Raw genomic sequence first — 13,539 nt, 5'->3', positions numbered from 1 at the left:
GTAGGTCATCGTCAAGATTCAAACCCAAAGCCCCTGTCTGCGCTGCAGACAGGGGCTTTGTCTTTTCCCGGCATAACTCTCAAGCTAGGGCGATAGCGGTACAGGAGCCTGCAGCTACCGCGAGGTCAGAACTGGTAGCTGACGGTGGCACTTACATTGCGTTCTTCACCCATGTAACAGTAGTCCAAACTGGCACACGAAGTGATGTAGCTCTCATTGGTCAGGTTGTTGGCGTTCAGGCGAACATCCACACCCTGAAGGCCGAGCTTACCCAGGTCATAGCCGATCGATGCGTCAAATAGGGTGTAGGCAGGCACTTTCATGCTGTTTTCCGCATCGGCCCAGCTGTACCCCACGTATCGCACCCCACCGCCCAATCTCAGGCCATCCAGAGGCCCCTGCCGGAAGTTGTAGTCGGCCCAAAGGGAGAGCATTTGTTTCGGCGCCTGGGTTGGCGACTGGCCCTTGTTGTCCAGGTTGCCCGACACCAGGCTGGGCATGGATTTGGTGTACTCGATATCGGTGAAGGTATAGCCGCCCAGCAACTTCAGGCTGTCGGTCAGCTGCACATGGGCCTCCAATTCCAGCCCTTGCGAGCGTACTTGGCCTACAGGGCGATAGAAGTCTTCATCAGGCTGCTTGGACGCCAGGTTCTCCTGCTCGATGCGGAACAACGATGCGGTAAACAGATTGTCGCTCCCAGGTGGCTGATACTTGAGGCCGGCTTCCCATTGGGTGCCCTCGGTCGGTGCCAGCGGGCGACCGTCCTGGTCGGAAACGGTATTGGGGTTGAATGACTCCGAATAGCTGACATAAGGCGCAATGCCGTTTTCGAACAGGTAGAGCAGCCCAGCGCGGGTACTGAACCTGGAGCGTTGGTCACTGACCTTGGTGTTGCTATCGCGATTTTCCTCGGACACCTTCACCCAGTCCTGGCGCAACCCCAAGGAGAAGCGCCACTGGTCCAGTTCCACCAGGTCCTGCAAGTACACACCCGTTTGTTGCAAACGGCGCTGGTAGCGGTTTTCGCCCAGCACCTGCAGGTTCCCCTTGTCGTACTGCGGGTTGCTGGCATCCAGCGGGTCGACTGTGCCATAACGCCAGGCCACATCGGCCTTGCGTCGTTGATAGTCGGCGCCCAGCAGCAAAGTATGTTTGGCGGCCCCTGTAAAGAATTCCGCCTGCAGCATATTGTCGATGATGTACGAATGCAGGCGCTCGTCGCCGCCGGTGTAGGCACGGTTGAGGATATTGCTGTCGGCATCCGCCCAACCGGCGGAGTACACCTGGTCCATCGACACGTCCGAATCCTGGTAGCGGAAATTCTGCCGCGCCGTGAACACGTCGTTGAAGCGATGCTCGAACTGGTAGCTGAACGACTGCTGGGTGCGCTCATAGTTGTCGATACCTGGCTCGCCCTCGAAGAAATGGTCCGACAGGCGCAAGCCGTTGCGCTTGTGCAGCATGCCGTCTGCAGGGTTGCCGCCGTGGTACCCGCCGTTGGGGTCGTGTTGCAGGTAGGCCTGCAAGGTAAGCGAGGTGTCCTCGCTGAAATCCATGCTGATTGCCGGCGCGATGGCGTAGCGTTCTTCCTTGTTGTGGTCGAACTGCGTGTCGGAAGCATCCGCAAGGCCAGTCAGGCGATACGCAATGCGCTTGTGGTCATCCACAGGGCCACTGAAGTCGAAACCCATGCCGCGGTGGCCTTGGGTACCGACCGTTGCCTGAACCTGGCGATAACGGGTAAACAGCGGCTTTTTAGTGGTCAGTGCCACCAGACCTCCTGGGGAACTACGGCCATACAGTACCGAAGAAGGTCCCTTCAGGATGTCTATTCGCTCCAGTAAGTATGGGTCCACCTGCATGGTGCTGTAGGTACCGTTGTCCCCCATCGACTTGAGCCCATCGACATAGATGTTGTCAACCGAGCCGTCATTGAAGCCACGCATGGCCACATAGTCGTAGCGGTGAGTGGCACCGTAGGGGTTGGTCAGTACGCCGGGCGTATAGCGCATGGCCTGGGCAACCGTCTGTGAGCCTTGGTCGTCTATCTGCTGACGGGTAACCACCGAGACTGATTGAGATGTCTCTACCAACGGCATGCTGGTCTTGGTCGCTACCTGGCTATGGGTAGCGTTGTAACCATCCATGCTGCCTAGTGCATTGCCTAGGGTGAAACCCCGGACATCGGTGTCTGGCAACGACAGTGCGGCGCCCTGGGGCTGTGCTTGCAGTACATAGCTGCGCCCATCCTGTGTGACCGCTTCCAGGCCGCTGCCATTGAGCAACTGGCGCAGTGCCTTGTCGGTAGGGTATTGCCCCTGCAGGCCGTTGGATTGCAAACCCTGGGTGAGCTGCGGCGTAGCTGAGAGCGTGATGCCGGCCTGTCGGGCGAACTGATTGAGCACATCATCCAGCTGGCCAGCCGGGATTGCATAGTGTGGGTTGAGTTCGACAGTTTCAGCTGCCACCGATACCGGCATGACTGTTGTCAGGCCTAACGCGGTGCCAAACAGCGCAGCCCGGACGGCTTTACGCAATAGAGTTGAGTCTAAGACAGGTCGAAAATCATTCGCATTGATAGAGCGCGTGTTCGCAAAGGCGGTAGGCATGATGGGTCCATCAAGAGTAAGGGCAGGAGGATCGCTTACTGTCCTAGCCGGACTGGCAGCCAAAACCCGTCAAAAAAGCTGTCGGGATGCGCCGCGGCCACGAAGGCAGCAGCCGCTACCAGGTCAGGCCAACCCCTCCACATGCACCCACCAGCGTGTGAGTTGGCGAAGCTGCACAGGCAGTGTCCGGGGCAGTACCAGCAGCAGTTGCTCCGGATCTTCAAGGCGGAATACGCCTGACAGGCGCAAGTCGGCGATGTCATCGCTGCAGCCCAGGTAACCGTGGCGATAACGGCTGACCTGGGTGAGAAAGTCGGACAGGCGAATGTCCCGGGTGACGATCAGCCCTTCCGTCCAGGCCATTGCATCCATGTTCACCTGGTCGAGCCGGTAGGCGCCTTGCGCATCCAGGCGCCAGTTCTGGCCACGTTCGATCCACTCCACAGGGGCTTGGCCAGGCCGATGTATCGCGACCCTGCCATGGCTTACACTCACCCACGTGCAATCGCTGTCCTGGCGTGCCACGAAGCGTCCACCGAACCCTTCCAGCAACCCGTCGCGAGTTTGTACCAGAACCTGTCGCTGAGGGCTGCAGGTAATCATCAACTCCCCTTGCTTCAGGTGGAGCAGGTGCTGCCGCTCAGTGGAAGCCCGGTCTACCGCGCTGCGGGTATTCAGTTGCAGCAGCGTTCCATCGGAAAGCCGGAAGGCGCGCCGTTCGCCGGTGCCGGTGGCATAGTCCGATGTCCAGGCGCTGGTTGTATCGAGGTCCTTGGCCAGCCATGCCGCTGAACCCAGCATGGCAACTCCGCCAAGCAGCTTCAAGGCCTGCCGGCGATGCAGGCGGCGCTGGCTGCTCTCCAGGGTCTGCAAGGCCAACCCGGCTCCGGGGAGGGAGCGCAGGTCCAGTTCTTGTTGCAGGTGAGTCACCCGTTGCCAAGCCAGTTCGTTTTCGTGGCGGGCGCTGCGCCATTGCGCACACTGTTGCTGCAGTGCGGAGTCATGCCCGTTCTCGCGCAGTTTCAGCATCCACTGGATAGCCTGCTTGACCAACGTTGCATCAGGTCGTGCGGCGGTCATTGGTCGCACTCGTCTGTGTAGCGCAACAGGTAGCAATGGTAGAGCGCATCGGCGATGTAGCGCTCCACGGTACGCACCGAGATTCCCATCTGGTCGGCAATGGCCTGGTGCTTGAGCCCCTCGCATTGGGCCAGCAGGAATGCACGGCGTACCTTGGGTTTGAGGCCGTCGAGCATGCGCGCGATGCGCTCCAGCAACTCCAGCAGCAGCTCCCGGGTTTCGGCCGAGGGGGCTTGTGCTTCCGGCATATGAGCCAGCGCCTCGAGATAGGCCCTGTGCAATTCCTCGCGTCGCCAGTGATCGATCACCAGTCCACGCGCGACTGTGCGCAGGAAGGCCCGTGGCGCGTTCAGTTGCAGGTGCTCGCGCCGCTGTAGCAGGCGCATGAACGTGTCCTGGGCCAGGTCCGCGGCATCGGCGGCATTGCCCAGCGTGCTGCGCAGCCAGGCATGCAACCAGCTGTGGTGGTCACTGTACAGCGTTTGCAAGGAATCGTTGCTAGGCATGGGCGAGAACACTGCCATCAATGGACATGAATGATAATTAGTCTCATTGTTGGCGGGGGCGAAGCAATTTGCAACCCATTGCCACCCTTGCCTGCAATCATCGCCCGGTTAACGTCTCAACTGGGTGTCCAGGTACTTGCGGATAACCCGCGCTGCGGTATTGAGGTGACTTTCCAGTACCGCTATCGCTTCATCTACCAGCTTGGCGCTGGCGGCATTCACCAGCGCGTTGTGATCGTCCTGGGTTAGCTTGCCCAAGCCCATGGTCGAAAGATGAAACCGCAGGAAACGTTCTTCTTCGTTCAATTCGTCTTCGATCAGGCGCAGCAGTTTCTTGTTAGGCGCCTTGTTGTACAACGACATGTGGAACAGGCGATTGAGACGGCCGATTTCCGCATGCCGGGTTTCGTTCTCCAGTTGCTGGATATACCCACGGGCGCTGGCGATGTCGCTGGCATCGAGTAACGGGATGGACTGCCGCAGCGCCTCGCTCTCAAGCAGGACGCGCAGGGCGTAGGTATCCACCGCGTCCTCCCCGATCAACGGCGCAACCACTGCGCCCTTGTGCATCTCGACTTTCAGCAGTGATTGGGCCTCGAGCTGGCGCAAGGCCTCGCGCACCGGCATGCGGCTGACGCCGAACAAGGTCGCGAGCTCTTGTTGTCGAACGGCAGTCCCTGCGGGCAGACGGCCATCAAGAATGGCGCTGCGCAGGCGTTCTTCGATGACGGCACGGGCCTGGTGAGGCAACAGCTGCTCGCTGGCCAGCACATTGCTCAATTTGATTTTCTGGGCCACGCGACGTCTGCCTCAACGATGACTAACTTGGATCCAATGACACTAGTAAAGCTCGCGGAGGTGTCAAACCCGCACCTTCAGTGGAACGGCTGCCGCAAGAGCGCGGCTATGGTGGATGAAGTTGCCGGCCAAAGGAAGCGCCCCATAGAAGGTTATAACCATAAAGTGTAGGTGGTCTGACAAGCGGGTGCATGATTGCAGGGTGCCATTGTCTTTTGCCGCTGCAAGCCGCACCATCGCTGCTTTCGACAGGCCTGAACAGGGCTTCGCAGTGGCGATATCCTGGATGCTCAAAACCGTTGTGCAACGTATCGGCCTTGCTGCGCTGCTGGGCAGTCTGCTGCTGGGCGGCCTGCACGCGGATTGGGACTTTTCCCAGATCAGCCGCAAGTCGCAGGCCCTGTATGGCCCGTTGGGGAGCGGGCAGGGCCGCATCGATGCCTGGCAGAACCTGATGGCTACCCAGAAGCAGGGTACAGAGCTCGAGCGGCTGCAGGTGGTCAACCGCTTCTTCAACCAGCAACTGCGTTATGTCGAGGACATCGACCTGTGGCACGAGGTCGATTACTGGGCTACACCGGTCCAGGCGCTGATCAAGGGCGCAGGGGACTGCGAGGACTATGCCATCGCCAAGTATTTCAGCCTGAGGCGCATGGGCGTCCCCAGCGAGAAACTGCGTATCACTTACGTCAAGGCGCTGCGGCAGAACCGGGCGCATATGGTCCTGACCTATTATTCAAGCCCACAAGCGCAGCCATTGGTGCTCGATAGCCTGATGGACGCCATCAAGCCGGCCAGCCAGCGCACCGACCTGCTGCCGGTTTACGCTTTCAATGGCGAGGGGCTTTGGTTGACCGGGGCCGCAGGCAACAAGAAGGTCGGCGATACCAAGCGGCTGTCACGCTGGCAGGATCTGTTGAAGAAAATGCAGGCCGAAGGGTTCCCGGCCGAACCGGTTTACTGAAGGAGCACAGATGTCACTGTTCAAACAATTGCTGTTGGCCATTTGCCTGTTCCTGGTGGTTGCCTTCAGTGGCAGTTTCATGGTCAGCCTGGAAAGTTCGCGCAACCAGTACGTCAACCAGTTGCGCTCGCACGCCCAGGATGCGGCAACAGCGCTGGCACTGTCGCTGACGCCGAATATCGACGACCCGGCGATGGTCGAACTGATGGTCAGTTCAATCTTCGACAGCGGTTATTATTCGAGCATCAAAGTCATCGACCTGGGCTCCAATGCGGTACTGGTGGAACGCCATGCCGAACCGGACCCTGGCGGTGTGCCACGCTGGTTTATACGCCTGATCGGCCTGGAAGCCGCCGGTGGTGATGCCATCGTCAGCCGCGGCTGGCAGCAGGCCGCGCGTGTCGAAGTTATCAGCCACCCGATGTTCGCCATTGCCAAGCTCTGGCAAAGTGCCTTGGGTAGCCTGGGCTGGTTGCTGCTGTGTGGCGCGGCCAGTGCGGTGCTCGGCGCCTTGTTGCTGCGCCGCCAATTGCGCCCTCTGGACTACATGGTCGAGCAGTCCCACGCTATTGCCCGCCGCGAATTCCTCAGCCTGCCGGAGTTACCGCGTACGCCCGAACTGCGCCGCGTGGTGCAGGCGATGAACCAGATGGTCGAAAAGCTCAAGGCCCTGTTTACCGAACAGGCCGAGCGCAGTGAGCGGCTGCGTGCCGAGTCCTATCAGGACAGCCTGACCGGGTTGTCCAACCGGCGTTATTTCGAGATGCAGCTGAACACCCGTGTAAGCAACCTGGAAGAAGCGCGCGCCGGCTACCTGCTGTTGTTGCGGGTACAGGGGCTGGCAGGGTTGAACGCCCGCCTTGGTGGTCAGCGTACCGACCAGTTGCTGCAGGCCGTAGGCGAGCAGTTGCGCCGCACCTGTGCCAGTTACCCGGAAACCAACGACCTGATTTCACGCAGCCGGGGTGGCGAGTTTGCTGTGCTCGCGCCAGGCATGGTGCATGAAGAGGCGGTGCATCTTGCCCAAGCCCTGGAGGCGACTCTGCACAGCCTGCATGAGACCGGCGCCAGTGATATAGACCCGGTCGCCTGCATCGGCCTGGCACCCTACAGCCCTGGTGACTCACCGCAGGCGCTGCTGAAGCTTGCCGACGAGGCCTTGGCCCGCGCCGAAAACCAGCCGACGCCGGGCTGGGTCTGCCTCGAACAGGGTGTGGCAGCCGTCGCGGCCGACAGCCAGCATGCCTGGCACGAGCGGCTCGACCAGGCGTTCATCGGCGGGCGTTTCGAGCTGTTCTTCCAGCCTGTGGTGGATTGCGGCACTGGGCAACGGGTGCTGCACCACAAGGTGATCTCACGCTTGCAGGATGGCCAGGGCGAGGCGCTGCCGGCAGGCCGTTTCCTGCCCTGGCTGGAACGCTTCGGCTGGATGCCACGACTGGATGTGCTGGTGCTGGAGAAGGTGCTCGCACACCTGCGCGGGCATGACCAAGTGCTGGCGCTGAACCTGTCTGCAGCGACCTTGGCCGACACCAGGGCCTTGCAGCGTGTCTTCGAATTGCTGAGCCAGCATACGGTGCTGGGGCCGCGGCTGATTTTCGAGATCGGCGAAGAGCAACTGCCCGAGCAGTCAGCCCTGGAACAGCTGACCCGCCGCCTGCACGCGCTTGGCTTCGGTCTGGCGCTGCAACGCTTTGGCGGGCGCTTCAGCATGATCGGCAACCTGGCACATCTGGGCTTGGCGTACCTGAAGATCGACGGCAGTTATATCCGTAACATCGACCACGAGCAGCACAAGCGGCTGTTCATCGAGGCGATCCAGCGCGCGGCACACAGCATTGACCTGCCGCTGATTGCCGAGCGGGTCGAGACGGAAGGGGAGCGGCTGGTGTTGCGCGAAATGGGCGTGGGCGGTATTCAGGGGCAGTTGGTCGGCGAACCTGCGCCCTGGCGCTGACAGTTTACAGGTATCGCCGAGCAACAATGCGTACCTGAGCGGCCTTGTGTCGAGAAAGGGCCGCACAGCGGCCCGCAACTCAGCAGCGATGCATGAATCGCTGGGGCTGCTGCGCAGCCCTTTCGCGACACAAGGCCGCCGCTACGGCGAACTTGGCAGAAATGGCTATCAACGCTCGCGCAGTGCTTCTGAACGCGCCTTCATGATCGGCTTGAGCAGGTAGCTCATGATGGTCTTCTTGCCGGTCATGATGTCCACTGTGGCCACCATTCCCGGAATGATCAGCAACGGTTTCTCGTCAGTTCCCAGGTGGCTGCGATCAGTACGCAGCTTGATCAGGTAGTAGGTGGTCTTCTTGTCTTCATCGGTGATGGTATCGGCGCCGATCTGCTCGAGTTTGGCTTTGAGCCCGCCGTAGATGGTGTAGTCATAGGCCGTGAACTTGACCGTCGCCTCCTGGCCCGGGTGCAGGAAGGCGATGTCCTTGGGCAGGATTTTCGCCTCGATGACCAGCGTATCGTCCAGTGGCACTACCTCAAGTATGTCGCTGCCAGGCTGGATGACCCCGCCAATAGTGTTGACCAGCAGCTGTTTGACGATGCCGCGCACTGGCGACGTGACCAGGGTGCGGTTGACCCGGTCATCCAGGGCCTTGCTGGTCGCAGTGGCCTTGTTCAGCTCGGTACGCGCTTCGTTCAGCTGGGTCAGCGCTTCGCTGCGGAATTTGCCGCGGGTTTCTTCGATCTTGCTTTGCACCTCGCGGATCGCCGCTTCCGCCCGCGGGATGGCCAACGCGGTGGAATCCAGCTGGCCACGGTTCTCCACTTCGGCACGACGCAAGCGCAGCACTTCGACCTGGGAGATCGCACCGGTAGCCACCAACGGCTCGGACATGCTGATTTCCTTGCGCAGCAGCTCCAGGCTGTTGGCGTACTGGGCGCGTTTGGAGCTGTATTCACGCAGCTCCTGCTGGCGCTGTACCAGCTGTTGTTGCAGGCCGCCGATCTCATCCTGCAGTTGCTGGCGCCGGCTCTGGTACAGCGACTCTTCACTGGCGGCCTGGCTTGGTGCGGCCTTGCGCAGCGCCTCGTCGATCTTCAGCGGGCGGTCCTCAACTTCGGCACTCAGGCGCTCAACCCGCAGGGCCATGGACAGGCGGTCGGCCTCGGTTTCACCAACGTTGGAGGCGAAGCGCGTCTCATCAAGGCGCAACAACGGCTGGCCCACTTCGACGATCTGCCCTTCCTTGGCGAAAATCTCGGCGACAATGCCGCCTTCCAGGTTCTGGATCTTCTGTACCTTGGATGACGGAATGGCCTTGCCTTCGCCCCGCGTGACTTCATCGATGGGGGCGACGCTGGCCCATACGATAAGGAACACGAAGAACAGTATCACGCCCCAGATGGTCAGCCGCACGACCCGCGGTGCATCCTCGATCAGGGCCTTGTTGACCTCGGGCAGCGGCTGGCCACCCAGTGAGTCGGAGCCTTTGAAATAGCGGCGCAGGCCATCCTTGAATTGCCCCATATCCAGCTTATGCAACACTGATCTGCCCCTTCTTCAACGCATCCATGACCGCGGCCTTAGGGCCGTCGGCAACAATCTGCCCGCGATCGATCACGATCAGTCGGTCTACCAGCGACAGCAGCGAGGCACGGTGCGTGACCAACAGCACGGTCTTGCCTTCCACCACTGCTTGCAGGCGTTGCTTGAGGCGTTCTTCACCGGTGTTGTCCATGGCGCTGGTCGGCTCGTCCAGCAGAAGGATCTGCGGGTTGAGCAGCAGGGCACGGGCAAGGGCGACGTTCTGCCGCTGGCCACCGGACAGGTTCTGTCCACGTTCACCTACCTGCAGTTCGTAACCGTCCGGGTGGAGCCGGGCGAATTCATGCACGCCCGCCAGCTCGGCGGCTTGCAGGATCAACTCGTCCTCGATGTAACGGGCGCCGCTGACCAGGTTGTCGCGCAAGGTGCCCGCCAGCAACTGGATGTCCTGCGGCACGTAGCCGATGTTGTGGCGCAGTTCGCTGACGTCGATCTGACGAATGTCCACGCCATCGACCAGCAGCGACCCGCCATCGGCCTCGTAGAGACCGACAATGAGCTTGGCCAGCGAGCTTTTGCCCGAGCCGCTGCGGCCAATGATGCCCACCTTCTCGCCGGGGCGGATGGTCAGGTTGATGTTCTTCAGGGCCTGGTTCTGCTGGTTCGGGTAGGTGAAGTCGACGCCGCGGAACTCGACGCTGCCCTGCAGCACCTTGCGGCTCAGCGGGCGCTCTTCGAAGTTGCGCTCCTGTGGCAGCTCCATCATGTGGTCGGTGGAGACCATGGTCACCTTGGCCTGCTGGTAGCGGGCGAGCAAGCCGTTGAGCTGGCCCAGCGGGCCGAGGGCACGGCCGCTGAGCATGTAGCAGGCCACCAGGCCGCCCATGCTGAGGTTGCCGTCGATGATCAGGTAAACGCCGACGCAGATCATCGCCACCCCTGCCAGTTGCTGGATCAGCAGGGTGATGTTCATCGCCAGGCTCGACAGTAATTTCACCCGCAATTCCAGGCGGCTGAGGGTGCCCAAGGTCTGCTCCCACAGGTACTGGCGTTCACTTTCGGCGTTGTTGACCTTGACCGCATCCAGGCCGGCCAGCGTCTCGATCAGGCTGGACTGGCGCTCCGAGGCCAGAGCCATGGTCCGCTCCATGGTCGCCATGAGGGGCCGCTGCAGGGCATAACCGATACCCAAGGCCAGTGGAAAGGCGATAATCGGGATCCATACCAGGTGCCCGCCAATGATGGCGATGACGACCAGAATGAGGATGGTGAACGGCAGGTCGATCAGGCTGGTAAGGGTCAGCGAGGCGAGAAAGTCGCGCAGGCCTTGGAACTCGTGGATGTTCTGGGCAAAGCTGCCGACCCTGGCCGGGCGGTACTTCATCGACATGCCGACGATACGTTCGAACAGCGTTGCCGAGATGATCAGGTCAGTCTTCTTGCCCGCCAGGTCCAGGCACAAGCCACGCAGTCCCTTGAGGATAAGGTCGAAGATGTAGGCGCCGGCGATACCGATGGCCAGTACCCAAAGGGTCGAAGTGGCCTGGTTGGGCACTACCCGGTCATACACGTTCATCACGAACAAGGGGGCCGCCAGGGCAATCAGGTTGATCACCAGGCTGGCGGCGATGGCATCGATGTATAGCCACTTGCTCCGCAGCAAGGTGTCACGGAACCACGATTTCGCTCGCGGGATGAGGTTACCGTGGTTGACGTCGAACTTGTGCTGCGGCTGGGCGAAGAACACCCGGCCACTGTAATCGCTCTGCAAGGCTTCGCGGCTGACATGCACCTCGCCACCATCGCTCTCGCTGAGCAGCAGACGTGCAGTGTCTTCGTTTTCCCAGCCCAGCAGGACGGCACTGCGGCCTTCCTTGAGCAGCAGCATGGCCGGCATGGCGATGCTCGGGATCTGCTCCAGCTTGCGCTGCAACAGGCGCCCCTGCAGCCCGGCTCTGGCGGCAGCTCGAGGCAGCAGCTCGGGGCTCAGGCGCTGGGCTGGCAGCGGCAGGCCGGTGGTGAGCATGACCCGGCTGGCGGGCTTTTGGTGCAGGACACACAGGCTCAGCAGACTATCCAGCAGCGGATCGTCATGCTGACTGCGTGGATCGTGGTTGAGTTGGACTCGACTGACTTCGGATTCCACGCGGCGCTCTCTTCATCCTTGTGGTGGGTGGGAAGGGTGATCGGCCGTTGAGGTCGGCTGGCTCACCTTGGCGTTTCAAATGCTGCTGCCAGGCAGCTTTCTCGAGGGCTGCAGCATCTGTCGGCCGGGCAACCGGCCAATGGTCGCCTTGAATCGATATTGAGTAAACACTTCTACGCCCTTCATTCCTGCGCGACGATGCCTCATCGGAGTTGTTTCATTCTTGGAACAGTCAACGTAAAGCGAGGGCTGATTTCCAGCATAGCCTGCCATACAGTTGGCGTCAGCGATGCAACCGGATTCCTCCTTTATCGTTGCCATTAAACAGGCGCTGGCATGTTGACGGTTTTCGACAGCTAGTTAGTCAAAATTCATGTACTGAACCCGCTGCCTTTCATCAGGCCTGGTTGTGGCAATTCGCAATGCGTTCCTATGTTTAGCCCGCAGCATTTCTGCGGTTCTTTTTTATCTCTTTGATCTGACGCAAATCGTCGCGTCGGGTTACGCAGAGCCGCAGGTGAATGCCGAGCGAATTCCCCTGCAACCTTGATTCGGCTTGGCTTGCGGCGAGTATAAGGCCGGAATCGGCAAGGTTTATGCTTGTCTTCCCACCATGGTCGGGTGGGCAAAAGTCTTGCAGAATATTGGCGCCCCCTTCCAAGACAGTTGCCCGATGAACGGTTGGGCTGAACGCCATGTCGGTGTCTATCCAAGCATATGAAATAGCACCCGAAGCAGCCGTCGAACACGCTTTCGATGATGTGCGACAGTTGTTCTCGAGAAACGGTTGGCTAAGGTTCAAATATCAATGTGACATTACATTGCCGATTGTTTAGGATGGCATGTATAAGGTCAATAGTTTGGCAGTTGTACGCCCAAAAAACGTTATAGACGAAATATTGACGCATAAAAGCGTCAAGAGATTATCGACATAGTTCCGCCTGAAGTGGCTTGCGAATGCCGCTCTGGCAGGGAAGTACCCATCGGGTCACACGGAGAGTCCAATGAGCAGCGTTGTAGCCATCGTCAAAAGTATTGTCGGCCAGGTTATTGCGGTATCCCCAGAGGGCATCCGGCGTGTCTTGATCGAAGGGGACCGTCTGTTGGCGGGTGAGGAAGTTCTCACCGGCCCGGGTGGCGCGGTAACTCTGGAGCTGGCCGATGGCCGTCTGCTCGACCTGGGCCGCGACAGCCAGTGGAGCGCTGATGCGCCGGACAGCAGTGCTGACCTTAGCCAGGCGACTGCCCAGGCCGCCCCTTCGGTGGAAGAGCTACAACAAGCGATCGCTGCCGGTCTCGACCCGACTACCGCGCTCGAAGCGACTGCGGCTGGCCCATCGGCAGCGGGCGGTGGCGCGTTGGGCGGTGGCCACAGCTTCGTCATGCTCGAGGAAACCGCGGGCCGGGTTGACCCTACCGTCGGCTTCCAGACGGAAGGGCTGGGCTTCGCCGCCGTGCCTGGTGATGAAGATGTTGGCGCGCTGGACACAACCAGCAATGCCCTCGTGACTACCCCGACCACGGAAGCCAACGTCACTACTGGCCTGGTTCTTGGCGCTACCCCTTCAATCAGCGAAGCGGGTGGCGTTATCGTTTATACCGCCACGGTCGGTCAGGCGCCGACCAGCAACCTGGTTGTCACCCTGTCCAACGGTGCCGTGATCGTCATTCCCGCTGGGCAGACCAGTGGTAGCGTCAACGTGGTAGTGTCCGCGAGCGATACCCCATACATCGACGGTGGCCAGATTTCGGCGACAGTGACGGGTACCAGCGGAGGTAACGGGCTGACGGTGACCGTGCCGCAGACGCCAGCGGTTACCCAGATTACCGATACCATCGATACCACCACCGCGACCCTGACGGCCACACCGTCGGTGACCGAAGGTGGCGTGATCACCTACACCGTGACCCTGAGCAACCCGGCTCAGACC

The 13,539-nt window shown here is 60.6% G+C and carries 9 protein-coding genes; 3 read left to right on the top strand and 6 right to left on the bottom strand.

Going from position 1 to position 13,539, the window contains the following annotated elements:
• Positions 1-125 precede the first annotated feature (125 nt).
• The 4 genes from B4L76_RS21040 to B4L76_RS21025 form a co-directional block, all read right to left on the bottom strand.
• Positions 126-2,540, bottom strand: coding sequence for a TonB-dependent siderophore receptor (locus B4L76_RS21040; protein WP_296235065.1), 2,415 nt, complete (start codon positions 2,538-2,540; stop codon positions 126-128).
• A 195-nt stretch (positions 2,541-2,735) separates the two neighbouring features.
• Positions 2,736-3,692 carry a FecR domain-containing protein gene (locus B4L76_RS21035; RefSeq protein WP_296235064.1) on the bottom strand — a complete coding sequence of 319 codons (957 nt, stop codon included), beginning with the start codon at positions 3,690-3,692 and terminating at the stop codon, positions 2,736-2,738.
• On the bottom strand, positions 3,689-4,198 hold the full coding sequence (locus tag B4L76_RS21030; RefSeq protein WP_296235063.1) for a sigma-70 family RNA polymerase sigma factor: 510 nt from the start codon (positions 4,196-4,198) through the stop codon (positions 3,689-3,691). Before B4L76_RS21030 ends, B4L76_RS21035 begins: the two co-directional genes overlap by 4 nt.
• A 108-nt stretch (positions 4,199-4,306) precedes the next feature.
• Positions 4,307-4,996 carry a GntR family transcriptional regulator gene (locus B4L76_RS21025; RefSeq protein WP_296235062.1) on the bottom strand — a complete coding sequence of 230 codons (690 nt, stop codon included), beginning with the start codon at positions 4,994-4,996 and terminating at the stop codon, positions 4,307-4,309.
• Between the two features lie 202 nt (positions 4,997-5,198).
• Between B4L76_RS21025 and lapG the strand changes: the two genes are divergently transcribed.
• Together lapG and lapD are read left to right on the top strand one after the other, a co-directional pair.
• The gene (gene lapG / locus B4L76_RS21020) at positions 5,199-5,960 is read left to right on the top strand and encodes a cysteine protease LapG (protein ID WP_296235061.1); all 762 of its coding nucleotides are present in this window, start codon (positions 5,199-5,201) and stop codon (positions 5,958-5,960) included.
• A 10-nt stretch (positions 5,961-5,970) separates the two neighbouring features.
• Complete coding sequence (lapD, locus tag B4L76_RS21015; RefSeq protein ID WP_296235060.1) at positions 5,971-7,917, top strand: cyclic di-GMP receptor LapD; 1,947 nt, start codon at positions 5,971-5,973, stop codon at positions 7,915-7,917.
• A 168-nt stretch (positions 7,918-8,085) separates the two neighbouring features.
• On the opposite strand, the gene B4L76_RS21010 is transcribed toward lapD, so the two are convergent.
• Both B4L76_RS21010 and B4L76_RS21005 read right to left on the bottom strand, forming a co-directional pair.
• Positions 8,086-9,444, bottom strand: a complete 1,359-nt coding sequence (locus B4L76_RS21010; protein ID WP_296235066.1) for an HlyD family type I secretion periplasmic adaptor subunit — start codon at positions 9,442-9,444, stop codon at positions 8,086-8,088.
• Between the two features lie 7 nt (positions 9,445-9,451).
• On the bottom strand, positions 9,452-11,608 hold the full coding sequence (locus B4L76_RS21005) for a type I secretion system permease/ATPase (RefSeq protein WP_296235059.1): 2,157 nt from the start codon (positions 11,606-11,608) through the stop codon (positions 9,452-9,454).
• 1,004 nt (positions 11,609-12,612) lie between these two features.
• On the opposite strand from B4L76_RS21005, the gene B4L76_RS21000 reads away from it, so the two are divergent.
• On the top strand, positions 12,613-13,539 hold a 927-nt coding region (locus tag B4L76_RS21000; protein ID WP_296235058.1), incomplete at its 3' end, for a retention module-containing protein.

It is taken from the genome of Pseudomonas sp. UBA4617 (genome assembly GCF_002386445.1).
Classification (GTDB): Bacteria; Pseudomonadota; Gammaproteobacteria; order Pseudomonadales; family Pseudomonadaceae; genus Aquipseudomonas.
The sequence above is the reverse complement of the archived record's forward strand: the minus strand, read 5'-3'. Positions and strand labels throughout refer to the sequence as shown.